27 protein-coding genes are annotated in these 26489 nt (G+C 64.9%); 14 read left to right on the forward strand and 13 right to left on the reverse strand.

Translation table 11 applies throughout. From position 1 onward, the window contains the following. Positions 1-6: 6 nt before the first annotated feature. The 5 genes from VSR72_RS34080 to VSR72_RS34100 form a co-directional block, all read right to left on the reverse strand. Positions 7-927 (reverse strand): alpha/beta hydrolase, encoded by a 921-nt coding sequence (locus tag VSR72_RS34080; protein ID WP_342956656.1) that lies wholly within the window; start codon positions 925-927, stop codon positions 7-9. A gap of 74 nt (positions 928-1001) precedes the next feature. Continuing rightward, positions 1002-1559: a TetR/AcrR family transcriptional regulator gene (locus VSR72_RS34085; RefSeq protein WP_342956657.1), complete on the reverse strand. Its 558-nt coding sequence runs from the start codon at positions 1557-1559 to the stop codon at positions 1002-1004. 119 nt (positions 1560-1678) lie between these two features. Then, on the reverse strand, positions 1679-3727 hold the full coding sequence (gene fusA, locus VSR72_RS34090; protein WP_342956658.1) for an elongation factor G: 2049 nt from the start codon (positions 3725-3727) through the stop codon (positions 1679-1681). Positions 3728-3924: 197 nt separating this feature from the next. Next, a complete protein-coding gene (locus tag VSR72_RS34095; RefSeq protein WP_342956659.1) occupies positions 3925-4698 on the reverse strand; it encodes a slipin family protein in 774 nt (257 codons plus the stop codon). Further along, a complete protein-coding gene (locus tag VSR72_RS34100; protein ID WP_342956660.1) occupies positions 4695-6221 on the reverse strand; it encodes a nodulation protein NfeD in 1527 nt (508 codons plus the stop codon). Before VSR72_RS34100 ends, VSR72_RS34095 begins: the two co-directional genes overlap by 4 nt. A gap of 268 nt (positions 6222-6489) precedes the next feature. Between VSR72_RS34100 and VSR72_RS34105 the strand changes: the two genes are divergently transcribed. The 4 genes from VSR72_RS34105 to VSR72_RS34120 are packed head-to-tail and all read left to right on the forward strand — an operon-like array spanning position 6490 to position 11198. Beyond that, complete coding sequence (locus tag VSR72_RS34105; RefSeq protein ID WP_342956661.1) at positions 6490-8439, forward strand: arylsulfatase; 1950 nt, start codon at positions 6490-6492, stop codon at positions 8437-8439. Between the two features lie 10 nt (positions 8440-8449). Continuing rightward, complete coding sequence (locus VSR72_RS34110; RefSeq protein ID WP_342956662.1) at positions 8450-9496, forward strand: formylglycine-generating enzyme family protein; 1047 nt, start codon at positions 8450-8452, stop codon at positions 9494-9496. A gap of 53 nt (positions 9497-9549) precedes the next feature. Then, complete coding sequence (locus tag VSR72_RS34115) at positions 9550-10284, forward strand: MetQ/NlpA family lipoprotein (protein ID WP_342956727.1); 735 nt, start codon at positions 9550-9552, stop codon at positions 10282-10284. Continuing rightward, positions 10278-11198: a flagellin N-methylase gene (locus VSR72_RS34120; protein ID WP_342956663.1), complete on the forward strand. Its 921-nt coding sequence runs from the start codon at positions 10278-10280 to the stop codon at positions 11196-11198. The genes VSR72_RS34115 and VSR72_RS34120 overlap by 7 nt, the downstream gene beginning before the upstream one ends. Before the next feature lie 80 nt (positions 11199-11278). Here VSR72_RS34120 and VSR72_RS34125 read toward each other — a convergent pair whose 3' ends face one another. Continuing rightward, positions 11279-11404: a hypothetical protein gene (locus VSR72_RS34125; RefSeq protein ID WP_266232470.1), complete on the reverse strand. Its 126-nt coding sequence runs from the start codon at positions 11402-11404 to the stop codon at positions 11279-11281. 308 nt (positions 11405-11712) lie between these two features. Here VSR72_RS34125 and VSR72_RS34130 point away from each other — a divergent pair, with 308 nt between their 5' ends. After that, positions 11713-12075, forward strand: coding sequence for a DUF4148 domain-containing protein (locus VSR72_RS34130; protein ID WP_342956664.1), 363 nt, complete (start codon positions 11713-11715; stop codon positions 12073-12075). Between the two features lie 245 nt (positions 12076-12320). Further along, positions 12321-13355: a 2-hydroxyacid dehydrogenase gene (locus VSR72_RS34135; protein ID WP_342956665.1), complete on the forward strand. Its 1035-nt coding sequence runs from the start codon at positions 12321-12323 to the stop codon at positions 13353-13355. 94 nt (positions 13356-13449) lie between these two features. Here the strand turns inward: VSR72_RS34135 and VSR72_RS34140 are convergent, their stop codons facing one another. Together VSR72_RS34140 and VSR72_RS34145 are read right to left on the reverse strand one after the other, a co-directional pair. Continuing rightward, positions 13450-13872 (reverse strand): organic hydroperoxide resistance protein, encoded by a 423-nt coding sequence (locus VSR72_RS34140; protein WP_342956666.1) that lies wholly within the window; start codon positions 13870-13872, stop codon positions 13450-13452. Between the two features lie 40 nt (positions 13873-13912). Then, on the reverse strand, positions 13913-14161 hold the full coding sequence (locus VSR72_RS34145; RefSeq protein WP_342956667.1) for a DUF4148 domain-containing protein: 249 nt from the start codon (positions 14159-14161) through the stop codon (positions 13913-13915). A 424-nt stretch (positions 14162-14585) separates the two neighbouring features. On the opposite strand from VSR72_RS34145, the gene VSR72_RS34150 reads away from it, so the two are divergent. The 3 genes from VSR72_RS34150 to VSR72_RS34160 all read left to right on the forward strand — a co-directional run bounded on the left by VSR72_RS34150 (position 14586) and on the right by VSR72_RS34160 (position 16650). Continuing rightward, the gene (locus VSR72_RS34150) at positions 14586-15629 is read left to right on the forward strand and encodes an alpha/beta hydrolase (protein WP_342956668.1); all 1044 of its coding nucleotides are present in this window, start codon (positions 14586-14588) and stop codon (positions 15627-15629) included. Between the two features lie 11 nt (positions 15630-15640). Further along, complete coding sequence (locus VSR72_RS34155; protein WP_342956669.1) at positions 15641-16168, forward strand: cytochrome P460 family protein; 528 nt, start codon at positions 15641-15643, stop codon at positions 16166-16168. Between the two features lie 74 nt (positions 16169-16242). Continuing rightward, complete coding sequence (locus VSR72_RS34160; RefSeq protein ID WP_342956670.1) at positions 16243-16650, forward strand: GFA family protein; 408 nt, start codon at positions 16243-16245, stop codon at positions 16648-16650. Between the two features lie 5 nt (positions 16651-16655). On the opposite strand, the gene VSR72_RS34165 is transcribed toward VSR72_RS34160, so the two are convergent. The 4 genes from VSR72_RS34165 to VSR72_RS34180 all read right to left on the reverse strand — a co-directional run bounded on the left by VSR72_RS34165 (position 16656) and on the right by VSR72_RS34180 (position 19341). Further along, positions 16656-17078, reverse strand: a complete 423-nt coding sequence (locus VSR72_RS34165; protein WP_342956671.1) for a GFA family protein — start codon at positions 17076-17078, stop codon at positions 16656-16658. 101 nt (positions 17079-17179) lie between these two features. Beyond that, positions 17180-17743, reverse strand: a complete 564-nt coding sequence (locus VSR72_RS34170; RefSeq protein ID WP_342956672.1) for a thioredoxin family protein — start codon at positions 17741-17743, stop codon at positions 17180-17182. A gap of 225 nt (positions 17744-17968) precedes the next feature. After that, positions 17969-18355 (reverse strand): hypothetical protein, encoded by a 387-nt coding sequence (locus VSR72_RS34175; protein ID WP_342956673.1) that lies wholly within the window; start codon positions 18353-18355, stop codon positions 17969-17971. A gap of 5 nt (positions 18356-18360) precedes the next feature. Next, complete coding sequence (locus VSR72_RS34180; RefSeq protein WP_342956674.1) at positions 18361-19341, reverse strand: hypothetical protein; 981 nt, start codon at positions 19339-19341, stop codon at positions 18361-18363. Between the two features lie 434 nt (positions 19342-19775). Between VSR72_RS34180 and VSR72_RS34185 the strand changes: the two genes are divergently transcribed. The 5 genes from VSR72_RS34185 (at position 19776) to VSR72_RS34205 (ending at position 25925) form a co-directional block, all read left to right on the forward strand. Then, entirely contained in the window at positions 19776-21662 is a 1887-nt protein-coding gene (locus VSR72_RS34185; RefSeq protein WP_342956675.1) for a cytochrome c biogenesis protein DipZ, read from the forward strand. 284 nt (positions 21663-21946) lie between these two features. Next, positions 21947-22303, forward strand: a complete 357-nt coding sequence (locus tag VSR72_RS34190) for a DUF4148 domain-containing protein (RefSeq protein WP_342956676.1) — start codon at positions 21947-21949, stop codon at positions 22301-22303. A 48-nt stretch (positions 22304-22351) separates the two neighbouring features. Further along, positions 22352-23140: an alpha/beta hydrolase gene (locus VSR72_RS34195; protein ID WP_342956677.1), complete on the forward strand. Its 789-nt coding sequence runs from the start codon at positions 22352-22354 to the stop codon at positions 23138-23140. A 149-nt stretch (positions 23141-23289) separates the two neighbouring features. Then, positions 23290-24480 carry an MFS transporter gene (locus tag VSR72_RS34200; RefSeq protein WP_342956678.1) on the forward strand — a complete coding sequence of 397 codons (1191 nt, stop codon included), beginning with the start codon at positions 23290-23292 and terminating at the stop codon, positions 24478-24480. Between the two features lie 44 nt (positions 24481-24524). Then, entirely contained in the window at positions 24525-25925 is a 1401-nt protein-coding gene (locus tag VSR72_RS34205; RefSeq protein ID WP_342956679.1) for an amidase family protein, read from the forward strand. Positions 25926-25983: 58 nt separating this feature from the next. Here VSR72_RS34205 and VSR72_RS34210 read toward each other — a convergent pair whose 3' ends face one another. Next, positions 25984-26430: a helix-turn-helix domain-containing protein gene (locus VSR72_RS34210; RefSeq protein ID WP_342956680.1), complete on the reverse strand. Its 447-nt coding sequence runs from the start codon at positions 26428-26430 to the stop codon at positions 25984-25986. Between the last annotated feature and the right edge of the window lie 59 nt (positions 26431-26489).

Raw genomic sequence — 26489 nt, forward strand, 5'->3', positions numbered from 1 at the left:
CTTCGATCAGCGGTTGCCGAAGAAGCGCATCAGTTCTTCGGCCACCGCTGCGGGTTGCTCCTCCGGCAGGAAGTGACCGCAGTGGGCGATCGTCGCGCCTTGCACCTCATCGGCGTAATTGCGCAGCGGGCCGGCCATGTCGGGAATCGAACCCTGATCGGCGCTTAGCGCGAGAACGGGCATTCCAAGCTTGCCGCGAGCGCTCAACTCGCGATTCTGGCGCGCCGAAACATCGGCCGCGCGGTAGTAGGCGAGGCCCGCGCGCAATCCGCCTTCCTTCGTGAATACACGCAGATATTCGTCGATATCGGCATCCGTGAAGGTTTGCGGATTCGCCGTCTTGCGGCGCAGAAACCAGTCCAGGTACGCGCGCTCCTTGCCCGCTATCAGCAACTCCGGCAGATCGGCAATCGCATGGAAGGCGAAGTGCCAGGTGCGCCACGCGCGCTCGGGCGCGACGGGCAATGCCTCCGGCAGCGTGATGCCGGGAATGCCGGCGTCGAGCAATGCGAGCTTCGACACTTCATTACCGAAAAGCGCCGCGTAGGGGTAGGCGACCCACGCGCCTACGTCGTGGGCGGCGAGGTGGTAGCGGCGTGCTCCGAGTTTTTCCAGCAACACGTGCAGCGAGGTTGCGAGCGATTGCGTGTCGTAGCCGCCTTGCGGGCGGTCGGAGTCGCCTTGGCCGGGCAGGTCGGGGACGATCACGCGGTAATGCTGCGCCAGCAGCGGCATGACTTTGCGCCACGCGAACCAGCTCTCCGGATAGCCGGCTAGCAGTACCGCGGTTTCCCCTTCTGCTTGTCCACCGATGACGTAGTGGAGCCGCGTGCCTTGGACAGTCGCGAAGCGATGCTCGAAGCCGGGAAGCATTGTGTCGGGCAGCGACGCTGGACCGTGGTCGATGATGTGGGGGGCCGTGCTCATGACGTTAAGCTCCAATGGATGTGGGATCGTGCGCATATATTGGAAATAATCATTTCCAAATTAGCCAAAAAAATTCAACGTAGCAAACGCATGGCTTCTTCAGCAGCGGCGAGCATGTCGCGCTGCGTGCGACCGGATTTGCCGATCAAACGAAAACCATGGAGCACGGCGAGCAACGTACGCGCCATGGCCGGGACGTGGATCTCCGGCGCAATAGAGCCGTCTTTCTGCCCTTGCTGGAGGAGTTCGCGCAGCATCTCTTCGGTGCGCCGCATGGTGGTTTCGATGCGCGTGGCGATTTCGTCGTCGAAGGTGGCGAGCGCCGTCGCGCTGGAAATGACGAGGCACCCGCGACGGCCCTCGCTGCCGTGGGACGAGTCGGCGTAGAAGAGCAGGATGACGCGAATCTTTTCGCTTGCTTTGGACTGCTTGTCGATGCGATGGCGCAATTCGGTGTTGCGCGTGGTGACGTAGTGGTCGAACGCGGCCAGGAACACGCCGCGTTTGTCGCCGAAGGCTTTGTAGAGGCTGCCTGCGGTCAGGCCCGTCGCTTCGCTGAGATCGCCTACCGAGGTGGCGTGGTAGCCACGTTCGCGGAATATGCGCACGGCGCCGTCCACGACGGTTTCCATGTCGAATTCGCGGGGGCGGCCGGGGGGGCGGGCCGGCAATTGGGATGGGTGCTCGGGTGACATGAGGGGCATTATAGGAAATGTTCATTTCCTAATCAATAGCCTCGCTTCAAACACCCTCACTCCACACTCTCCCCCCGCCCCTTATGCTGCGCCGCCAGCCTTTCCTGATGCGTCGGCGGCACCGGATCATAGTGGCTAAGCTGAATGCTGTAGTTCCCATGCCCACCCGCGAGCGAATTCAGCCGCGACTGATAATCGTTAAGCTCGGCAAGCGGGACCTTCCCTGCAATGACCATTGCCTGGCCGCCCATCGTGCGCGTGCCATGCACCTGCCCGCGCCGCGAGGAAAGATCGCCGATGATATCCCCCATCGCGGCTTCCGGCGTCATGACTTCGATATCGACAATCGGTTCGAGCACAATAGGCTGCGCTTTCAAAACCGCATCGATAAACGCCTTGCGCCCCGCCGTAACAAACGCCACTTCCTTCGAATCCACGGGATGGTGCTTGCCGTCGTACACGATCACACGCACGTCCTGCATGGGAAAGCCCGCGAGCGGCCCACTATCGATCACCTGCAAAATTCCTTTTTCCACCGCTGGCATGAACTGCGAAGGAATCGCGCCGCCTTTCACGGCGTCCACGAACTCGAAACCCGCACCGCGCGGCAAGGGCTCAACACGCAGCATGACTTCACCAAACTGACCCGCGCCGCCCGTCTGCTTCTTATGACGGCAATGTCCTTCGGCTTTGCCGCCAATCGTTTCGCGCCACGCAATCGTAGGCGGCCGCGTCACCACTTCGAGTTTGTACTGATCGGTTAACCGCTCCAGCATGTAACGCAAATGCAGTTCGCCCAGCCCGCGCACAACAGTCTCGTTGGTGCCTTCGGGATGATCGATCTGAAGACAAGGATCTTCCGCCGCGAGCTTTTGCAGCACCTCCCACACGCGTTGCTCATTGCCAGGCCGCGCCGGCTCAATAGCAAGACCATAAATCGGATTCGGAAACGCAGGCGGCGTGAGGTGAATGTTGCCGTCTTCGGGCGCATCGTGCAGCACGGCGTCGAAGCCGATATCGTCGGCCTTCGCCACCGCGCAGATATTGCCGGGCCCGGCGCGCTGCACCTCCGTATGCTCCTTGCCCTGCAGCATCAGCAGATGCGCCACTTTGAACGGCTGCCGCGCGTTGCCGATATAAAGCAGGCTGTCACGCGTAACCGTACCCTGATGAATACGAAACACGGCAACCTTGCCGATGTACGGGTCGATCACGATCTTGAACACATGCGCGAGCACGTGCTTGTCGGCGTCCGGTTCGGCGCGGATCGATTCGATCTTGCCGTCAACCTCGCGGTAGAACAGCGGCGGATTGCCTTCGGTCACATTGGGAAGCAGCTTCACGAACACGTCGAGCAGTTGCGCGATGCCCGCGCCCGTCGCCGTAGAAGTGAAGCACACCGGCACGAGATGCCCTTCGCGCAAGGCGCGCTCGAACGGCTCGTGCAACTGCTCGGGGCTGATGGCTTCGCCTTGCTCGAGGTAAAGCTCCATCAACTCGGGATCGAGTTCGATCACCTGGTCGATGAGCGCATTGTGCGCCGCATCGACGGAGTAAAAATCGGCCTCGCCTGCAGGGTTGAAAAAACAGTCCACCACTTCACTTCCGCCTTGCGCTGGCAGATTGATCGGCAAACAGTTCTTGCCGAAGGTCTCCTGGATCTGCGCGAGCAGTCCCGGCAAATCGACCTTTTCCGCGTCGATGCCGTTCACGATGATCATCCGGCACAGCTTGCGCTGCTGCGCGTACGCCATCATGCGGGTCGTCGTCATTTCGATGCCGGTGCGCGCATTGATGACGATGGCCGCGGTTTCCACCGCGGGCAGCGCGCTCATCGACATGCCTGCGAAGTCGGGGTAGCCGGGCGTGTCGAGCAGGTAGATGCGGGTGTCCAGGTAGTCTAAGTGAGCGATGGCGGAGTTGAGGGAGTGGTGATACTTGCGTTCGAGGGGATCGAAATCGCAGAGGGCGGTGCCGCGATTCACGCTGCCTGGCGCGTGCAGCGCGCCGCCCTGGTGCAGGAGCGCTTCGGCAAGCGAGGTCTTGCCGCAGCCGGCATGGCCGACCAGAGCGATCGTGCGGATGGCTTCGGGTGTGTAGTCCATGGCCGCCGTCGTCCGTGAGTGGATGTTCGGCAATTATTGGCGATATTTCCGCGCTCTGCCAATTGCAGGCTGAAAAGAAGCGTGGACGAACACGCACGTTGCGCAGAGCGGGAAAATTCGCTGCGCTGCAATATTCAGTTGAACTGTCGAAGCTCCGCAGAAGTCGCAAGCGGCTTAAAACTGAGGGGACGGATCACTCAAAGATCACGCGGCGTACTCAACCGGTCGATCAGCGCGTTGAGCAGTTCGATCGGCAGCGGGAAGACGATGGTCGAATTCTTGTCGGCGGCGATGGTGGTGAGCGTCTGCAGATAGCGCAGCTGCATGGCCTGTGGCTGCTTTGCGAGACATTGCGCGGCCAGCAGCAACTTTTCGGAAGCCTGCAATTCGCCTTCCGCGTGAATCACCTTCGCCCGGCGCTCGCGTTCGGCTTCGGCCTGGCGGGCAATCGCGCGGATCATCGTTTCGTTGAGGTCCACGTGCTTGATCTCGACGTTCGACACCTTGATGCCCCACGCGTCCGTTTGCGCGTCCAGCACCTTCTGGATATCGGCGTTCAGTTGCTCGCGCTCGGCGAGCAGGGCGTCGAGTTCGTGTTTGCCGAGCACGGCGCGCAGTGTGGTTTGCGCGAGCTGGCTCGTTGCGTCCATGTAGCGCGCGACCTGAATCACGGCCTTTTCGGGGTCCACCACGCGAAAATAGACCACGGCGTTCACCTTCACCGAAACGTTGTCGCGCGTGATGACGTCCTGCGAAGGCACGTCGAACACCACCGTTCTCAGGTCGATGCGCACCGCCACCTGCACGACGGGAATGATGAGCACGAGGCCCGGCCCCTTGACCTTCCAGAAGCGCCCCAGCATGAACACGACGCCGCGTTCGTACTCCTTGAAGATGCGGATCGACGATAAGGCGATCAGCAGCAATAGCGCAATCAGAAGACCCGTGAAGCCGAACGTGAAGCCGATCATGAATGTTCTCCCTTATCGTGTGCAGCGCCGTGCAACGGGGTGACGGTGAGCGTGAGGCCGTTGCGCGAACTCACGCGCACGCGGCTGCCGGCGGCGAGCGGCGTCTCGCACGCCACATGCCAGCGCTCGCCGTGCACGCGCGCCCAGCCTGTGGAAAACGCCGCGTGGCCAGGCCGCGGATCGGGGTGCAGGCCCTCGTCGATCACTTCGCCCGTGGCGCCCACCATGGCCTCCGCGCCGGTCACCACGGGCCGCCGACGCGCGCGCAGCGCCACGCTGGACACGGTGGCGACAAACGCCGCGCCGCCCAGCGCCAGCCCCGCGACGAGCGATACAGGGATGCCGTAGCCGGGCGCGCTGGTGTCCATCAGCATGAGCGCGCCAATGGCGAACGCCACGATGCCGCCGAAGCCCAGCACGCCAAACGTCGGCAGAAAGGCCTCCGCGACGAGGCACGCGAGCCCGAGGAGCACGAGCCCGAGGCCCGCATAGTTCACCGGCAGCAACTGCATGGCGAAGAGGCCCACGAGCAGGCAGATCGCGCCCGCTACGCCGGGCAGCACGAAGCCGGGGTTCGCGAACTCGAAGAAGAGCCCGTACACGCCGAGGGTCAGCAAAATCAGCGCGACGTTCGGGTCGGCGATGATCGAGAGAAAGCGGTTGCGCCAGTCGGGCGCGACGACTTCGAGCGGAGCGTGCGCGGTGGCGAGACGCAGCGTGCCCGCCGTGGTCGTGGCGGTGCGGCCGTCGAGCTGACGCGCGAGATCGGCGGGGTCCTGCGCGATCAGGTCGATCACGTGCTGGTCGCGCGCTTCTTCGTCCGAAAGGCTCACGGCCTCGCGCACCGCGCGCTCGCCCCATGCCGCGTTACGCCCGCGCAGTTGCGCGAGGCCGCGAATGTAGGCGGCGGAGTCGTGCATGACCTTGCGGGCTTCCGTCGATGCGTTGTCGTCGGCGTGCGGGGCCGATGCGCCTGAGGCGGTCTCAGGGGCGCCAAATGGGCCACCTGCGGGATTCCCTGCGGGGCCGCCTGCAGGACCACCCCCGCCGCCCACGCCGAGCTGCACCGGCGACGCCGCGCCGAGATTGGTGCCCGGCGCCATGGCCGCGAAATGGCTTGCGTAGACAATATAGGTGCCCGCGCTCGCGGCGCGTGCGCCGCCGGGCGCGACGAACGCCGCGACTGGCACTGGGGAGGCCAGGATTGCCTTGATGATCTGCCGCATCGACGTGTCGAGGCCGCCGGGCGTATCCAGCTCGATGATCGCAAGCGGTGCGCGTTCGAGCGCGGCGTGTTCCAGCGAGCGGACGATGAAATCGGCGCTGGCGGGCCCGATCGCACCGTTCACTGTCATGACGACAATGGGCGGGCTCGCCGCCGCGAACGCGGCCGCGAGAACAGCCCACGTGACAAGCAGGGCGACGAACGCGACGACACGGGCAAGCCGCGCCGTGAGCGGATGGTGCGGGTGAGCGGGCGGTGCGTCGTGCACCGCGGCATGCGAGGGGCGATGATCGCGCATCGGGCGTCCGGAAAGTGGCGCACGCTGGCGCGCGTTCCGGTTCACAGATGGGGCAAGAGCCGATACCTCAAGATTAGGCGCTTTCCGCCCAAAGCGCGAACCGGCCCGAATGCCTCGAATGGTCCGTTCGATCCGCGCGGCTCGAACGGGCGCCGAACGTTGCGCTGCACACTTATTCCGAGGCTCCAGAAGCAATGGAGGAATCGAGATTTGGCGCACCGGGCTTCGTGGCTAACATTGCACTCCCTTACAGGAGCGCACGAGAACAATGAAAAAAGCCAACCGGTCGACGCAAGTTCCCCACATCCGCATCACCTGCGCCATCGTCGCGAGCGCCGTCGCGCTGGTCTCGTGCGGCGGCACCAACAGCAACGGCTCGCCCGTGGCGAGCGCCGCCGTCACGCACAAGCAGCCCAACATCCTCTACATCATGGCGGACGATCTGGGCTACTCGGACATTCATGCGTTCGGCGGCGAAATCAACACGCCGAATCTCGACGCGCTCGTGCAGTCGGGCCGCATCCTCTCGAACCATCACGCGGGCACCGTGTGCGCGATCACGCGCTCCATGCTGATTTCTGGCACGGACCATCACCTCGTGGGCGAGGGCACCATGGGCGTGCCCACCGACGAACGGCGCGGCCTGCCCGGCTACGAAGGCTATCTCAACGACCGCGCGCTGTCGGTCGCGCAATTGCTCAAGGACGCCGGATATCACACCTATATGGCAGGCAAGTGGCATCTTGGCTCGGGTATTGTTGGGAGTGCTACGGGTAGCGGACAAACGCCGGACCAGTGGGGCTTCGAGCACAGCTACGCGCTGCTGGGCGGTGCGGCGACCAATCACTTTGCGCACGAACTCGCGGGCTCGAAGAACTACACCGAAGACGGCCAGTACGTGCAGCCCGGACAACCGGGCCAGCCCGGCGGCGCGGGCGGCAATCCGGCCGTGTTCTACTCGACGAACTTCTACACGCAGAAGCTCATTTCGTACATCGATTCGAACAAGGCTGACGGCAAGCCGTTCTTCGCCTACGCGGCGTATACGTCGCCGCACTGGCCGTTGCAGGTGCCGGACCCGTGGCTGCACAAATACGCTGGCGTGTACGACGCGGGCTACGACGCGATCCGCAACGCGCGCATTGCGCGGCAGAAAGCGCTCGGCCTCATTCCCGCCGACTTCACGCCGTTCGACGGCCTGCCCGAAACGCTCACGCGCTCGCTCGCCACGGCCAACAACGGCACGGCGAACGCGAAATACATCAGCGCCGTGCATCCGGCTTCGGAGGGTTACGTCGACTATGGCCAGGGCAACGTCGACAAGGCGTGGGCCAGCCTTTCCGCAGACGAGCGCAAGGCGCAGGCGCGCTACATGGAAATCTACGCGGGCATGGTCGAGAATCTCGACTACAACATCGGACTCCTGATCCAGCATTTGAAGGACATCGGCGAATACGACAACACGTTCATCATGTTCCAGTCCGACAACGGCGCGGAGGGCTGGCCGATCGACTCGGGCGCCGACCCCACCGCCACGGATACGGCGAACGCCCAGGAGCCCGTGTATTCGTCGCTCGGCACGGACAACGGGTTGCAGAACGCGAAGCGCCTGCAATACGGGCTGCGCTGGGCCGAGGTGAGCGCCACGCCATTGCGCCTCACGAAGGGGTATTCGGCGGAAGGCGGCGTGTCGGTTCCGGCCATCGTCCATTTGCCGGGGCAAACCACCGAGTTGCCGACGCTCAGCATCTTCACGCACGTAACCGACGACACGGCCACCTTCCTCGACGTGGCCGGCGTCACGCCGCCGAACCAGGCCGCGCCCGCGCTCATCAACGCGCTCACGGGCGTGGATCAGAACAAGGGCAAGGTGGTCTACAACAACCGCTATGTGTATCCGGTGACCGGCAAGTCGTTGCTTGCGCAACTGAATGGCACGTCGACGGCGCCAGCGCATACCGAAGCATTCGGCGACGAAGCCTATGGCCGCGCCTATCTGCGCAGCGCGGACGGCCGATGGAAGGCGTTGTGGACGGAGCCGCCGCTCGGTCCCACGGACGGGCACTGGCAGCTTTACGACGTCACGACGGATCGTGGCGAAACCACGGATGTTTCGGCACAGAATCCCTCGGTGATCCAGAGCCTCGTGAACCAGTGGAACACGTATATGAGCAACGTGGGCGGCGTCGAACCGTTGCGTCCGCAAGGTTATTACTGAGGGCGCGGCCATGCGGTATCGACTGACACTCGCGGCGCTGGCGGTGACGGTGTTCGCGGCGGCGTTCGCGGCAACGAGCGCCTCAACCGCGACCTCAACCGCCGACGGCTTCGATTCGCTCAACCAGGGCCGCCCGCTCGCGCCGCTCGGCAACGAGCGGCAGTGCGAGCGCTATTCGGGGCTGCCCGCGAACTGGGGCAGCGATCGCAAGGCGGGCATGGTACATCTGCAAGGCGGCTCGTTCGTGTTCGGCAGCACGGCGGGCTACCCCGACGAGCGCCCCGCGCCCGGCGGCGGGAAAACGCGCGTGGCGGGTTTCTGGATCGACCAGACCGATGTGACGGTGGCGCAGTTCGCCGCGTTCGTCGAGGCCACGCATTACGTAACCGAAGCGGAGCGCCAAGGCGGGGCGGCAGTGTTTCGCGTGCCTACCGCCGAGCAGATGAACGCGCGCGACCTCGCGTGGTGGATGTGGGTGCCGGGCGCGTCGTGGCGGCATCCGCAGGGGCCGGGCAGCGGCGTGGATGGCCAGGGCAATCTGCCCGTCACGCTCGTGACGCTGCGCGACGCGCTCGCCTATGCGCACTGGCTGGGCCGCGACCTGCCGACCGAGGCCGAGTGGGAATACGCGGGCAAGGCAGGGCGCGAGGGAGCGGATCTCGACACCGCGCCCACCGACGCCAACGGCAAGCCCACGGCGAACTACTGGCAGGGCGTGTTTCCGGTGCTCAACACCGCCGAGGACGGCCATGCGGGCCTCGCTCCCGTGGGCTGCTACGCGGCCAATGCGTTTCGCCTCTACGACATGATCGGCAATGCGTGGGAATGGACGCGCGACGCGTACTCGGGCCCGCATCAACCGCACACCAATGGCGACACCGCGGCGGTGGCGCCCGCAGGACGGCGCCACGACACGCTCATGGTCATCAAGGGCGGCTCGTTCCTGTGCGCGCGCGACTATTGCGTGCGGTATCGGGCGTCGTCGCGGGAGCAGCAGGAGGCCGATCTCGCGGCATCGCATATCGGCTTTCGCACGATTGTGAGGGATGCGTCATGAAGCTTCGAAGGCGTTTGCTGGCCGCGTTAGTGCTGTGCGCGGCGCTCGGCAGCATGGCCCACGCCGCGCCCGAACCCATACGGGTGGGTGTGACGCGCGGCGCGCACGCCGAGATCATGGATGAGGTGCGACGCGTCGCACAAGCGCGCGGCCTGACGCTGGACGTCGTGGTGTTCGAGGATGCCGCGAAAATCGACGGCGCGCTGGCCGCAGGCCGCATCGACGCGGCGAGCTTCGAGGACGAACAGGACGTGGCCGCCGCGCACAGCGCGCATGGCTACGCGATCGCGGCCATTGCGCCCACGGTCACGCTGCCGATGGCGCTCTATTCGCGCAAACTGCTGAGCCTCAACCAACTGCGGCCGGGCGCGACGATCGCGATTCCCGACGACGCGCGCGGCATGGCCCGCGCGTTGATCCTGCTGCAGAACTACACGCTGGTGACACTGCGCGAAAGCGCCGGCCTGCACGCCACGACGGCGGACATCACGGGCAACCGGCTGAATCTAAAGATCGTCCGCCTGCTGCACGCACGGCTTGCGCATGCGCTCGACACTGCGGCCTTCGTGGCGATGGAGAGCGGCGACGCGGCGCGCGCGGGGCTTCAGCCCGCGCGCGACAGCATCGGCATCGAAGACGCGCGCTCGCCCTACGCCGACGTGCTCGCCGTGCGCGACGCGGACCGGACGCAGCCCTGGGCGCGCGAGCTGGTGGCCGCGTACCACTCGAACGAGGTCGCGCATTTCATCCTCACGCGCTACCAGGATTCGGTGCGGCGGCCATGGTAGGGCACTACGCGCTCGCCTGCACCGCGTGCGGGAAATGTTGCAACAGCCCGCCGACGATGTCGCTGGCGGAGTTGCTGCAGCATGGGGAGCGCTTTGTCGGATGCCTCGCCATCGCGCGCCAGCCGGTACGCCGGGCGGACGAGCGCGCGCTGGACGCCGCCGACACCGCTGCGATCCACGACCTCTCGCAGACGCTTTTTCACCGCAGCGCCGCATTCGGCAGCGACTGGATCGTCCTGACGCTGCAAGGCTACGACTACCCTTCGCTGGGCCGTTGCGCAGCGCTGGCCGACGACGGTCGATGTACGTTGCACGAAACCGGCAAGCCCGCGATGTGCGCGGCGGTGCCGCTCGATCCGCTGTTGCCGGATCGTCTGCAAGCGCTGGTGCTGGAAGGAAGGCGCGCGAGTGCGCAATGGCTCGGTGCGGATTGCATCCGCACGACGGCGACGGCGGGCGCCTCACCGCTGGTGCTCGAAGGCAGGGTGGTGGATGCCGAGGCGCTGGCGCGCTTTCGCGGCGCGCTCGCGTTTGAGCGCGGCATCTGGCGCGACGCCGTGTTCGCCTCGCTCAACGAGGCAGCCGCGGACCTGCGCGGCGCGCTTGCCCGTCTTGGCGCGGGCGGCCATCTCACGGTTTCGCTCGTGCCCGCGCTCATGGCGGCGGCGCGTGTGTCGGCGCGCTGCCGCGAGCTTTGCGTGGCGTATATCGACAACCAGATTGCGCTGATCGAGCGCACCGTGGAAACGGCCCTAGCCCGGCGGCGTCTGGACGACCGGCCGGTCACGCGTGAGCTGCGTGGCTTTGCGCAGGCCTACGCCGGCGCGCGCGAACGTTTGGCGGCGCCGGGCTGGCGGCCCGATGTGGCGCGCGCGGATGCCCCTGAAATCGAGGCCTGGCTGGGCGCCGCATAAAACGACCGCTCGATGCGGCCGCGTGTTGCTACTCGTCCCGCATCTTTACGGCAGGGACGCTTGCTGCAGTCAGGCGCGGATTAGTACCAGCGGCGCTGAGCTTCTGCGAGCAGTTCGCAGTATTCGAGGTGGCGGTTCAGCGCTTCAGCGCCAAGACGACGCAGTGCAGCCAGGACTTGAGTCACTTTTTCGACGATTGCACCCATGATTTCCTCTTCGCTAGGGTTAATGCCTAAGGGATAACCCTAGTATAGAGTTCTCAGGGGCAGAATGCAAGGCTCGAACGCGCTAAGTGTGCAGTGCAGCAACACTTTTGATTCGCCCCTTATTGGCGTGCTAGCGGGCAGGGTGGCTTCTTGTATCGCACTGTGTCTGGCCGCCTGTCCGACAAGTGCGCTTGCAAAAACGCCCGCGCGCGCAAACAAGCCAGATACATCGCGGCGTTCAAATGTCTCCTACGCAAGGTTGATACACAACAGTGCGCAACCCATCACCCAACGTCAGGAGATACACCATGAAGCTCGCACAATCGCTCGCCGCCGCCGCTCTTGCTGCCCTCGTCGCCGTTCCCGCGCTCTCGTTCGCGCAATCGAGCCAACCAGTGACCCGCGCCGAAGTGAAGGCCGAACTCGTGCAACTCCAGAGGGCCGGCTACAACCCCGCCAGCGACAACACGCAATACCCCGCGAACCTGCAAGCCGCGCTCTCGCGTGTGAGCGCCGGGAATGGCGCAGCGGCGCAGGCGTTCGGTGGCGTGGCCGGGGGCGAGTCCGCAGCAGGCAGCCGCACGCATGCTCGCGCCGCATCGAATGTCCCCGGTGCGAATGCAGTCGACCAGGACGTTGTTGGCCTCGGTCCGATCTACGCCCACTCGTAATGCACGCAATTCACGCGGCACTACGCCGCGCATCGAGCCGCGAAGCTGGCCGCACAACGGCAGGCTTCGCGGCTTTGTCGCGTCTATCCCCGGCACGCTTGTTCGTGCTCGTGTCTGCTGGCTCCTGATCGCTCGCCTTGCTGCTGGTACCATGTCCTGGCGTCCCCACGCGGCACACGCGAACGCTCGACGTTCGAGTTCAAGGCGCAATTCGCGCATACCCCCGAAGCTCGCACGAGGTCAACATGCCGGGAACCCAGATCCCCACTTCCGCTCGCCCACGCATGATCCTGTTCAGCGCGCGCCAGTACGACGTCGATACGTTCACCGAGGCGAACACCGCTTTCCAGTACGAATTGCACTACCAGGAATCGCATCTCGACGCCGATACCGCGGTGATCGCCGACGGCTATGACGTGGTGTGCCCGTTCGTGAACGATACGGTCGACGCCGCCACGCTCGAGCGCCTTCGCAAGGGCGGCACGCGTTTCGTTGCGTTGCGCTCGGCGGGCTTCAATCACGTCGATCTGGCGGCGGCGCAACGGCTCGGCATTACAGTCGCAAGAGTGCCCGCGTATTCGCCGCACGCGGTGGCCGAACATGCGGTCGGGCTGATCCTCGCGTTGAACCGCAAGCTGCCGCGCGCCGTGTCGCGCACGCGCGAAGGCGACTTCTCGCTTGCCGGGCTGCTCGGTTTCGACCTGCATGGGAAGACGGCCGGTGTGGTCGGCACCGGCATTATCGGCCGATGTTTTGCGCGCATCATGGCGGGCTTCGGCATGCAGGTGCTCGCCCACGACCCGGGCACGCCGGCTGCCGACTTGCTGGCGCTCGGCGCGCGCTACGTGCCGCTCGACACGCTGCTTGCGCAGTCGGACGTGGTGAGCCTGCATTGCCCGCTCGTGCCCGCAACGCGTCACCTGATCGATCGTCAAGCGCTCGCGAAGATGAAGCGCGGCGCCATGCTCATCAATACCGGGCGAGGCGGGCTCGTGGAAAGCAGCGCGCTCGTGGATGCGCTCAAGAGCGGCCAGTTGGGCAATCTCGGCCTCGACGTGTACGAGGAAGAAGGCGGCATCTTTTTCGAGGATCACTCCGATGCGCCGCTGCAGGACGACGTGCTCGCGCGCTTGCTGATGTTTCTGAACGTGATCGTCACGTCGCACCAGGCGTTCTTCACGCGCGAGGCCATGAGCGAGATCGCGCAAACGACGTTGCGCAACGTGGAGGCCTGGCGCAACGGCTCGCCGGCTAATCTCGTGGACGCGCCGCACGGCTAGCGCGCAACGCACACAGCAACACGCAAAAGCAAAGCGGGGCGCACACGAGCCCCCCCGCTTTTTTACTTTCTATTGCTACGCGATCACGTCTCGATCACGCTTCGACCACGTTGAGCGTGACGTCGATGTTGCCGCGCGTCGCCTTCGAATACGGGCAGATCTGGTGTGCCGTTTCGACGATGCGCTGCGCCGTCTCGCGATCGACGCCGGGCAGCGTCACGTTCAGGCGGCCGCGCAGCTTGAATGCGTCGTCGGCGTTGACGAGGTCGATCTCGGCGTCGACCGCCACGTCGCGCGGCAGCGTCGTGCCGAGCTTGCCGGCAGCGCGGCCCATCGCGCCGATGAAGCACGCCGACCAGCCCGCCGCGAACATCTGCTCCGGGTTCGTGCCCGGTGCGCTCGAACCGGGCGGCGAGAGCTTCACGTCCAGACGTCCGTCGTCGCTGCGGGCCGCGCCATCACGGCCGCCGGTGGTGTGGGTCTTGCCGGTGTACAGCACTTTTTCTGCCTGCGTCATGGTGTCTATCTCCTGAGGTGGGTGTAGTGATGGCAATGGTTTAGCTACCGCGATACAACTGCTGGATTGCTGCGAGCTGTCCGTCGTGCTGCGCCTGAACCAGCTCCTGGCGAACCTGTGCACGCGTGACCTTTACGTTCGCCGCATTGCTGGCGGGCGCCCATGCCTGGCTTTGCGAAACCGTGGGTTGGGCAGCGCTCGACTGGGCGGGCATGGCGGCGAAGACCGGAGCGGCTGAGAGAACTGCGGCGCTGGCGGCAAAGGCGAGGGCGAGCTTCGATACGTTCATGACTTTCTCCTGGGATGGGTTGGGAAATCCGTCCGGTCATCAGCAAGTTCCGGCGTTGATGCATTACAACCGCCGGACGTATCTGCCGTGTTTCATGAACGCCGTGTTTTGCAAGGGTATGTGTCTGCAATCGGTGCTTATACATTGCGATACAAACTCGCCGTTCGCACAACTCCGCCCGCATTGCGATCGATCCTGCCGTCCAACGTTTTTTGATTCGTTTTGTGTACACGCTCGAATCAGACACATTGGGATACATGGCGCTTTTCCTGCCCGGTTATAAATTCACCGGGGCGTTTTGCCTGCCGCCGCGAGCGCGATTGATCGAATCAAGCGATTCAAGCGATCTGCTGCCGCGCGCTAATCAACGAGGCCGAGCCGTTCGGGCGCGGCCTGCATGCATACACATCAAGGAGAAGTGGTCATGTCAGATCCCGTCAACGTCCGGCGCCGTCGCCTGCTCGGCACCTCGCTTGCCGGCCTCACGCTCGCGGACTTTGCATTCGGCGGTCTCGCGCACGCACAGTCGGCTGGCGGCACGGAAGGCAACACGCGCACGGGCAACGGCGTATCGTTCGGCCCGATCAAGCAGGTCAACGCTGGCCTGCTCAATGTGGGCTACGCCGAAGCGGGACCGAAGCACGGCCCGGTCGTTATTCTTCTGCACGGCTGGCCATATGACATTCATAGCTATGTCGAGGTCGCGCCGATGCTGGCCGCGCAGGGCTATCGCGTGATCGTGCCGTATCTGCGCGGCTACGGCAGCACGCGCATTCTCGCGGACGACACGCCGCGCAACGGCCAGCAAGCCGTCACCGCCGTCGATCTCATCGCGTTCATGGACGCCCTGAAGATCGATCAGGCCATTCTGGGCGGCTACGACTGGGGTGCGCGCACGGCGAATATCGTCGCGGCGCTGTGGCCTGAGCGCGTGAAGGGGATGGTCTCCGTGAGCGGATACCTGATCGGCAGCCAGGAGGCGAACCGCAAGCCGTTGCCGCCGCAAGCCGAGCTGCAGTGGTGGTACCAGTTCTACTTCTCGACCGAGCGCGGTGCGCAGGGCTACGCCGCGAATCGCGACGCCTTCAACAAGCTGATCTGGCAACTGGCCTCGCCGAAGTGGAATTTCGACGACGCGACCTACGAACGCAGTGCAGCGTCGTTCCAGAATCCGGACCACGTGGCGATCGTGATCTCCAACTACCGCTGGCGCCTCGGCCTCGTGCAGGGCGAATCGAAGTACGACAGCCTCGAGCAGCGTCTCGCCGCCGCGCCGGCCATCACCGTGCCGACCATCACGCTCGAAGGCGACGCCAACGGCGCGCCGCACCCCGCACCGGCTGCTTACGCGAAGAAGTTCACGGGCAAGTACCTGCACCGCAATATCGATGGCGGCATTGGCCACAATCTCCCGCAGGAAGCGCCCAAGGAATTCGCACAGGCCATCCTGCAAGTCACGCATCTGTGATGGGGGCGCCGATGCAAGCACGTTACTTCAGGCATCGCGCGCTCCTCGCGGCCGCGCTGCTCGCGGGTCTCGCGCAGGGCCCAGCCGCATGGGCCCAGCAAAGTGCGCAAGCGCCGGGGCAGGCCGCTTCGCCCATCTACGGCGTGACGATTCCGCCGGGCTACCGCAAGTGGGAAATGATCGCGCCGGCCGAAGAGGCCGCGCCGCTCGACGAACTGCGCGTGGTGCTCGGCAATCCGGTTGCGATCAAGGCCATCGAGAATTCGACACTGCCTTATCCCGACGGCACGATCCTCGTGAAGCTTGCGTACAAGCGTAAGCAGTCCGATGATTTCGCACCGGCCACGGTGCCGGGCCAGCCCACGACCGTGCAGGTCATGGTGAAGGACTCGCGCCGCTATGCGTCGACGGGCGGCTGGGGGTACGGGCGTTTCATCAATGGCGTGCCGGCCGACCTGGCGCAGCATCAAACCTGTTTTGCGTGCCACGCTTCGAAGGTGAAGGACCGCGATTACGTGTTTACGCGATTTGCGCCTTGATGGGAGGCGGGGGCGCTTGCTTCAGGATCGGTGACATAATCCCGCATTAGTCGCCAAACTGATCGGAGCGCCCCATGCAGCGGACATACCGTGGAAGTTGCCATTGCCAGTCGGTGAAGTTCGAAGCCCTGATCGATTTCAGCAAGGGCACGGGCAAATGCAATTGCAGCTTCTGCGGGAAACTCCGCCTCTGGCTCGTGCAGGTGCGCCCGGAAGCCTTCGTTCTACTTTGCGGCGAAAGTGAATTGACGCACTACGAAGGGAAAAACCCTGTCGCCCATCATCCGTTTTGCAAACACTGCGGCGTGCACGTGTTCGATCGCATCGATATGCCGAACGGAACGGGCTACCCGTATATCAACGTGAATATCATGTGCATCGACGACTTCGATTTGAACGAAGCCTTGAATGCGCCGATTTCCTATGCCAATGGTCTCGCGAACGACTGGGGCAATCCGCCTCGGGAAACGCGGCATCTTTGAGTGCCTCAGGGCGCTCGTCCCGTATATTGAGCAATGCCGGGCTCGCGCGCGTCCAGCCGATGCCGATCCGACGTGAACTGAACGAATTCGGCCTGGAACCGTGAGGGTTCATCGAGCGTACCCGCGTAAATCGTCACGATATCCGGTGCATGCTGCGGCGTGCCGAAGAGCAGGCTGCCGCAATGCGCACAGGAATTTCGCGTGGTTGGCATGCCGCTGCCGCCGGTTATCGTGTACGGCCGGATTTCGCCTTCGAATGAGAACTCAGCCGCGCTCACGACAACGACCGGCAAACCAGCCGATCCCGAAGCGCGCTGGCAATCGCGGCAGTGACAAATGAGCTGCGCCAGCGCGGCGCCCTGAGCGCGGTATTGCACCGCGCCACACAGGCAGCGGCCTATCCAGGCCGCTTTCCAGACATTCGACATCGGTCTTCTCCCTTCTTCGGGTGCACACGGAATATCGAATAGTACGCGCTGAGGGTACGCATCGCCGCCGCCCCAGGACCGCGAGCGGCGGCGCAAGCCGATCATCCTTGCTTGTCGTGAATGCCGAGCAGATCGCGAATCTTCTGCTCGGTCTGCGCGTAATCGCCTTCGCCGAAGTGCGTATAAACGAGCTTGCCGTTCTGGTCGATGAGGTATTCCGCCGGCCAGTACTGGTTGCCGTAGGCATTCCACGTCGCGTAAGCGTTGTCCTGCGCGACAGGGTACGTAATGCCGTATTGCTTGATCGCCTTCTTCAGGTTGCCGGTGTCGCGCTCGAACGAATACTCGGGCGTGTGCACGCCGATCACCACGAGTCCCTTGTCGCGATAGCGCGCGTCCAGGTCCTTGACGTGCGGGATGGTGTGTATGCAGTTGATGCAGTCGAAGGTCCAGAAGTCGACGAGCACGACCTTGCCATGCAACTGCTTGAGGTCGAGCGGCGGGCTGTTGAGCCAGGTGTTGATGCCGGTGAAGTTGGGCGCCTGCGCGCCGGTTTGCAGCGCGGCCGAGCCGCCCGACTGCTCTTCACTGGAGGCATACGCGGCGAGCCCGGCGGTGGCGGCGAGGCCGATAGCGACAGCGGCAATCTTGAGACGAGAGATCATGAGGGTTCTCCTTGTGTGGACGACGAGCGTATTGGAACGCTCCCACGTATCTGGCTCGTGTCGCCGTTGCGGCACTGTTGAAACGTAGTGTGTCGCCGCCGGGGCGCGATACGTAGAGATACAAATCGTCCACTGCGTGCCGCGCCGTTGTCTCTGTCCGATTCGTACTCAGAGAGCTCAGCCCGCGCTGCCTCCTCGACCACAATAAGCCAATCAGTCCCGCAGTCAGATTGATGCTTCCGACTCGCGGTCAGCTTTCTGTACCGTTAGGGAGTCGCACTCAATAGCAAGTTCAGCGCCGAGCGTCGAATAAACGAACATGAGCAAGGCGGCTCTCCGCTGGGTGAGCCGTTCACCCCGCTCCAACACATCACTGGCCCGTGCGTACTTCGCATCGGTCGGGGGTATAACGTGAATGCCATAGACGATGTTCAGCAAACCGACACGCTCAACGGAAACACACGTAACGCCTTCGAATGTCACTGCTACGCGCCTTTCGCCAAGGTATAGGCCGAGCGTCAGAGTTCGGGGCTCCACATTCGGCCCGAATATCAAACTGTCCAGATACCAGTCGTGGAAGTGATCCCACGCCGCCAATACATTATTCGTCATCTTATTCACCAAGGAAGCAGGGAAACCGGCGCACCTTCATCACGATCGTAGCCGTTCCAGTTATGCGCGTGCGGGTTGGGGTTGCCGTGATGTGCCTCGAGATCAAAATCTGTCAGAGGCGTGCCATTCTTGCCGTATTGGCGCATTTGGGGCATCGTGCCGGGCATACTCGATATCCACGTTCCAGGCTCACCGCGGAAGGGCATACCCGCGATTTGCTCTGCGTCGCCAACTGGCATATCTTCGACATACCCAAACGGGCGTGCATTGCCCAGTAGCGTCGAGCCAGAATCACCGTCATCGAAGGAATCCCCGTGTGCTGCGGCAACGTTTGATTCGCCATCGTCACCGAGCACATCCACCGCCGCCTCCTCAACTGCGCCAGGCCGATAATCCCGACCGTGGAAACCGGCGGTCTCGCTTACGGTCGCGACTCCCCTTGCTGAAATCGGCGCATATGGCGTGCGATCGATAAATCCCCCATCCGCGCCAAGCCGTTCAAGCTGGCCGTTGCGAAACGAGTAAATTGTCGGCTTTGGGTCGGGTGCCCGCTTCGGCCAGCTTTGCGGCGAATAGGACCGGCCCACTCGCCGGCTCCCACGCCACGCCCGGTCAATAGCGGGAATGAACCGGCCATCGCGTACCGCGTTGCGAAGGATACGCGTCACGCCCTCGCCATCGACCGGGGCAGACAGGCCCGTGATCCGCAGGTGGTCCCTGATAAATGCGGTATAGGCGCTGAAATCGCTACAGGCGCGAGCGGTGCGCCGGCTAGTGTGAACCCGGAACAGCCGGTCGAAGTCGTTCCGGTCCTGTTCTATCTGTTCTTCGCGCTCCTTGCGCGCTTTCTGGCGCTCCTCGTAAGAAAGCTTCCACCAGCGATCAAGGTCCTCAACGTCTCGCGCTGGGACGAGTGAGCATTGCCAGTCGCTCGTCAATGACACATATAGCGCGTTGTACGAATACCCCCATTCGGGAAGCGACATGTCTCCTCCGCGTCATTCCGAAATCCTTATACCTAGCACGAAGCGCGACGACGGACTTTGCGATGGATAAACGTTTGTGCAATCGATGCCAACTGCAAAAGGAAGGCTAGCCGGCCTGTGCATAGCCCAATGGTTGGCGGAATGTCCAAGTCTGCCGCGCCTCGCGAGATCGTGCGAAACGGCGTCCGAAAAGTGCCTTTCTTGGGAGGCGTCGAAGGGGGATTTTTGAGCGCGTTGTCCTGAAATGGCCGGCAATCATAGAGGTTTGGCCGAGACGCCCTGCATCGCTGCCCGTTTGTATCCGCATGTATCAAACCGCTTGCGCGATACATGACGATGCACGACCCACGCGTTCCAGACATTCCCCGGATACATGCTCGCGCTGAAATACGGCACATGGCAAGTCCGCCGACATTCGTCTGGAGAACGAACTTATGTTACTCATCGTCATCGCATTCGTGGGCGGTGCGTTCACCGTCCTGAGCCCCTGCATTCTGCCGGTCGTGCCGTTCGTGTTCGCGCGTTCCGACGAACCTTTCCTGACCGGCAGGCTGCCCATGCTGCTCGGCCTCGCGCTCACGTTCGCGCTGCTCACGGGTCTCGGCGCCGCGGGCCTGAACGGCGCGGCGCAGTTGAGCGAGTACGGGCGCTGGTTCGCGCTCGGGCTCTTTGCGCTGTTCGGCGCGGCGCTGCTCTTTCCCGCGCTCGCCACGCGCCTCTCCGGCCCGCTCACGGCGCTCGCCGACCGCCTCATGGCGCACTCGCAGGACGATGGCGCGTCGCGCCGCATCGGCTCCGCCGTACTGCTCGGCGCGGCCACGGGCTTGCTGTGGGCGCCGTGCGCCGGGCCGGTTCTCGGCCTCATCATCACCGGTGCGGCGCGTCACGGCGTGACCTGGCAGACGTGGGCGGCGCTCACGGCCTACGCCGTCGGCGCCGCCGGTTCGCTCGCAGTGGTGGCGGGTCTCGGCCATCGCGCCATGGCCGCGCTCAAGCGCTCGCTCGGCGTGGGCGAGCATGTGCGCCGCGCAATGGGCGCGCTCGTGCTCTTCACGGTCGGCGCGATCGCGCTGGGCCTGGATACGCGCCTGCTCGCGCTGGTGCCGAGTGCGCCGACCAATGGCGTGGAAGCGCGCCTCGTCGATTTGCTTGCGGGCCCCGCTGCAGCGAATCAAACGAATCAATTGAGCCAGGCGAATCACGAGAAGCGCGCGGAACCGGCGCCTCGTGTGGAGCGCGACGCGCAATCAAGCCCGACGCCGCGCCTGGTCCCGCAGTGGGTGCGCCAGTCGGCCGATCTGTCTGCGCATATCGTGCGCGTGTCGCTGCCGGCCGCAGCGCCCGCTGTCGATCTGCCGGTGGAAGGCCGCCTGGCAACGCTCGACGGCGCCACCGCGTGGCTCAATTCCGCGCCACTCACACCCGAAGCGCTGCGCGGCAAGGTCGTGCTGGTCAACTTCTGGACCTACTCGTGCATCAATTGCCTGCGAACCCTGCCGTATCTGAAGACGTGGGCCGAGCGCTACCGCAACGACGGGCTCGTCGTGATCGGCGTGCACACGCCGGAGTTCGGTTTCGAGCATGACACGGGCAACATCAAGCGGGCGTTGGCCAACCTGAACATCGGCTATCCCGTTGCCGTGGACAGCGACTACCGCATCTGGAACGCTTTCGGCAACCAGTACTGGCCGGCGTTCTATCTCATCGACGCGCAGGGCCGGGTCCGCTATCACCACTTCGGCGAAGGCGACTACGCGCAGGCCGAGCAGGCGATCCAGCAACTGCTGGCCGACAACGGCCGCGCCACGTCCACAGCCACGCCGAAGGCACCGCAGGCGAGCGGCGCGCTGGCCCTGTCCGATCAGCGTGACATCGGCTCGGGCGAAACGTATGTGGGATATCGCGAGGCGCAGGGCAATGCGAACGCTGAGCGCGTGCAGGCCGATACCGCTGCGGCCTACACGTTGCCTGGGCAGCTCGGCTTGAACCAGTGGGCGTTCGGCGGGCAGTGGAACGTGGGAGCCGAGTCCGCGGTGGCGGGCGCGCCGCAGGCGAGCATTGCCTTTCGCTTCCATGCGCGCGACCTGCATCTGGTGATCGCGCCCACCGCCGACGGCAAGCCCGTGCGCTTTCGCATCAGCATCGACGGCGCGCCTCCGGGCGCCGCGCACGGCGCCGATGTCGCGGCGGACGGCACCGGCGTCGCCACCAGCGCGCGCTTGTATCAGCTCGTGCGCCAGTCCGGCCGCATCGAGGATCACACCTTCGAGATCCGCTTTCTCGACCCGGGCGCGCACGTGTACAGCTTCACGTTCGGCTGAGCCGGCGTAGCTGCCGCTGCATCTCGCGCAAACGCCGCCGTGCCTGCGAGGGCCCGGCGGCGCTTTGCATGACGGGCCGCGCTGCGCCGCGCTTCGGGGGACGGGCCTTTTTGTAGCGCAATGTATCTGCGCGCAATTCGGACACGTTGATACGCAAACCGTGCCCCAAATGGAAACACGGCAGATACATCCGGGCGTTCAAATACACCTACACCAGCTCGATACACCACTCGCGCTGAACTGCCCCGGAACGCTGTCTACCTCATTCATCTTTGGAGAACGTCATGAAAGCCCTCAAGCTCCTCGCCCTTGCTGCTCTCGCCGCCGCCCCGGTTCTTTCGTTCGCGCAGTCGAACGAGCCCGTCACCCGTGCGCAGGTGCGCGCCGAACTGGTCCAGTTGCAAAAGGCCGGCTACAACCCCGCCGCCGACGAAACCCAGTATCCGCGCAACATCCAGGCAGCGCAGGCGCGCGTAGACGCCTCGCAGGTCGCACAGCAAGCCGCTTCGTCGTCGTACGGCGGCGTGGCGGGCGCTTCGAACGCTTCGGGCGCGCCGCATCGCGCCACGAGCGGCACGAGCGACGCGAACGCCCCGCAAGCCGACATCCCCGGCCTCGGCCCGATCTACGCGCATTCGTAAAACGTCTGTCCCGACCAACCGAACGACCCAAAAAGAGACGAGAGAACGATGGTTTCGATGAAGAAGATTTTGACTTCCGCAGCCCTCCTGGGCGGCCTCTTCGCGCTGCAAGCGGCGCACGCCGCGCCGCCGCAGGACCTCAAAGGCACCAACGTCGTGCTGGTGCATGGCGCGTTCGCCGACGGTTCCAGCTGGAGCCGGGTGATCCCGCTGCTCGAAGCGCGCGGTCTGCATGTGGTCGCCGTTCAGAACCAGCTCAGTTCGCTCGCCGACGATGCGGCCGCGACCAAACGCGTGATCGAGCAGCAGAAGGGCCCCGTGGTGCTGGTCGGCCACTCGTGGGCGGGCGTCGTGATCAGCGAAGCGGGCAACGACGAAAAGGTGAAGTCGCTCGTGTACGTGGCGGCCTTCGCGCCCGACAACGGCCAGTCGATCGCCGATATCACGCAGGGCCAGCCGCCCGCGCCATGGGCGAGCGAGTTGCAGAAGGACTCGGCGGGCTACCTGACGCTCTCCGACAAGGCGATTCGCCAGGACTTCGCGCCCGATCTGCCGCCTGCGCAGCAGCGCGTCGTGGCGGCTACCCAGGGCCCGTGGTTCAGCGGCGCACTCTCGCAGAAGGTCACGCAGGCCGCATGGCATGACAAGCCTTCGTATTTCGTCGTGACGGCGCGCGACCGCATGATCGACCCCGCGCTGCAGGAGTCGATGGCCAAGCATATCGGCGCGAAGGTGACGCGCGTGAACGGCAGCCACGTTTCGATGCTGAGCCAGCCGAAGGCAGTGGCCGACGCGATCATCGACGCGGCGGAGCACACGCAGCAGGACGCAAAGTAACTTGATCATGGCAGCCGGGCGGTGGAAGCGCTTCCACTGCCCGGCCTCGCGCATCTCACCGACATCGCACCCCGAGGAGCACCTGAATGCAGCGCTGGGTACAGGGACTGATAATCTGCACACTTCCGTCATCGTCCGGAAGGCCCGCTGTGCGCCCATTCAGTGCCCTCATCATGCTCGTCGGCGTCCTGCTCGCATCGGCAGGCTATGGCGCAACGTTCCTGTTCTCCATGCACGTGCACGCCATCGGCGGGAACGACATCAACACCGGCGTGGCGCTCGCGGGCGCCGCGCTCGGCACTTTCGTGGGCGTCTCGCTCACGGGCTGGGTTGCCCAGCATGTGGGCGCGGCGCGCATGTCCGCGCTCGCGGCGCTGTGCGTGGGCGCGGGCGTGGTGAGCTTCGCGCTCGTCGAGCACGTGAGCAGCTTCGACATCGTGCCCGGCTTCCTCGTGGGCTTCGGCTGGGGCGCGTTCTGTCTCGCCGCCCCCATGGCGCTCGCCGAGCGCACCAACGACGCCGAACGCGGCCTCTGGTTCCTGCGCTTCGCCACCATGCAAATGACGGGCATCGGCGGCAGTCCGGCGATTGCGGGGTTTGCGATCCGCTTCTGGCGCATGCCGCTTGGCGGCGTGCTCTACGCGATCGGCGGCCTGTGCGTGCTGGCGGCCGTCCTGCTCGAACTCTTCGGCCGGCTCGCGCCGCATGTGCGCTCCGCGTCCGCGACGCAGGAGCCGACCTCGCCGGACCCGTGGCTCCTGAAAGTGGGGGCGATCGCCCGCACGCGCGCGGTGTATCCCATCGTCATCATCGCGCTGGGCGGCTGCGTGTTCTCGGGGCTCATGACGTTCCAGATGTCGCTCGTGCAAGGCACCGAGGCGAAAGCGACCACCTTCTTCAGCGTCTACACGGTGACGGTCATCGCCACGCGCTGGCTGCTCTCGCGCGTGGTCATCAAGATGCGCTCCGAAACCGCGACGAAAGTGCTGCTCACCATGATGGTGATGGGCAGCGCGGCGATGTTCGTCGTGCCGTTTCATGTGCTGTTTCAATCGGCGGCTGCCGTGCTGCTGGGTACCGGGTACGGGCTCGCTTACCCGATCGTCCAGCTCCAGGCCGTCAACGACTCCGTGGCCGCGCACCGCCGCGCCGCGCTCACGTGGTTCGTGGCGGCTTACTTCGTCGGCGCGTTCGGGTTTCCGACCGTCGGCGGCTGGGTGCTGGTGCACGGCGGACGGGCCGCGCTGCTCGCGCTCATTGCGGCGTGCGGACTCGCGGCGCTCGCGCTGGCTGTCCTGCGTGACCGGCAGCGTGTCGAGACCTTATCGGCGAGTGCCTGAACCGGCGCTCGCCATTCGCAATTTGCTAACGAACCGGAGGGATCGTGACTGAACTATGGCGTTTAACCGCAACTGAACTCGCAAAGCAGGTTCGCGCGCGCGAGGTGTCCGCACGCGAGGCCGCGAAGGCCGCGCTCGAGCGCCTCGAGGCCGTCAATCCGCTCATCAACGCGGTGATCGACTATCGGCCCGAGTGGGTCTTCGATCAGGCCGACAAGATTGACGCGGCGATCGCCCGCGGCGAAGACCCGGGGCCGCTCGCGGGCGTGCCCGTCACCACGAAAATCAATATCGACCAGGCGGGCTTCGCGACGACCAACGGCACGCGTCTGCAGAAGGATCTGATCGCGCAGGTGAACAGCCCCGCCGTCGAAAACCTCGTGCGTGCGGGCGCCGTGCTGCTCGGCCGCACCAATTCGCCGACCTTCGCGCTGCGCTGGTTCACGAGCAACCAGGTCCACGGACATACGAAGAACCCGCGCAATGCGTCGCTCACGCCGGGCGGTTCCAGCGGCGGCGCGGCGGCGGCGGTCACGGCCGGCATCGGGCATATCGCGCTCGGCACCGACATTGGCGGCTCGGTGCGCTACCCGGCGTATGCGTGCGGCGTGCATGGCTTGCGGCCCAGCATCGGGCGGGTGCCTGCGTTCAACGCGTCGTCGCCCGAACGGCCGATCGGCGCGCAGATGATGTCGGGCGCGGGTCCGATGGCGCGCACGGTCGAAGACCTGCGCGTGGCGCTCGCGGCGCTGGCTGCGCCCGACCTGCGCGACCCCTGGTGGGCGCCGGCCCCGCTCATCGGGCCGGACGTGCCGCGGCGCGTGGCGCTCTGCCTGCGTCCGGGCGGCATGAGCATCACGAAGGAAGTGGAGGAAGCGTTGCTCGACGCGGGCCGCCGGCTCGCCGACGCGGGCTGGACGGTCGAGCAGATCGACGACGTGCCGCTCTTGCGTGACGCGGGCGAAGTGCAGGAGCGTCTGTGGCTCGGCGACGGCTTCCCGGCGCTCGCCGACGCCGTGGCGCGCGACGGCGACCCGGGCGCGCAGGCGGTGGTGGACGGCGTGCGCGCCAAGGTCGCGGCGATGCCCGAGAACGTGGTGGTGCCGTCGCTGGTGCGCCGCACGACGCTCACGCGCGCATGGCGCTTGTTCCTTTCGGAATATCCCGTGCTGCTGCTGCCGGTGTCGGGCGAACTGCCGTTCCCCGATAACCTCGACATGCAGGGCCAGGCGGGATTCCAGCGCGTGTGGGATGCACAGCTCACCATGCGTGCATTGCCCGCGATGGGCTTGCCGGGTCTCGTCGTCTCGACGGGCATGGTGAAGGACGTGCCGGTCGGCGTGCAGATCGTCGCCGGGCACTTCCGCGAAGACCTGTGCCTGCTGGCCGGCAAGGCCATCGAAGAACGCGGCGCGCCGCCTTCGCCTATCGACCCGGCCATGTAAGCCTGGCTGGCGCGGCCTCTCCGGAGGCCGCGCCGTCATTCACTGCACGAAAAGGCCCTCATGCGGGCTTCTTGACCACGGTGTCGTGAGGGGCGAGCGCGTGCCCTTCGCGCGTCTGCGGAAACATGGACAGCAGCGGCTTGCCCGTTGCCTTGTCGATCAGCCACGAATGCCGCTCGCCGCGTTCGAACAAATGCCGCTCACCCCACTGCTGAAGCGCGACGATCACGGGGAAGAGGCTTTCCCCTTTCTTCGTTAGCACGTACTCCTGATAAGTCGTACCGTCGGAGGCAGGCCGTGTTTCGAGAATGCCGGCCTCGACGAGATGGCTCAACCGGCCGGACAGGATATTGCGCGCCACGCCCAGATTGCGCTGAATGTCGCCGAAGCGGTGAATGCCGTCGAAGACATCGCGCAGGATCATCAGCGACCACCGGTCGCCGATCACGTCCACCGAGCGCGCGACGGGGCAGGTCTCCGTCTGCATGGATTTGCGGCTTGCCATGGCGATTTCCTTTTTTGCTGGTACGCGCCGATGAAATGCGTACGCCTCACGTAGTTGCA

Origin of the sequence: Paraburkholderia sp. JHI869 (genome assembly GCF_038900775.1) — a bacterium.
GTDB lineage: Bacteria > Pseudomonadota > Gammaproteobacteria > Burkholderiales > Burkholderiaceae > Paraburkholderia.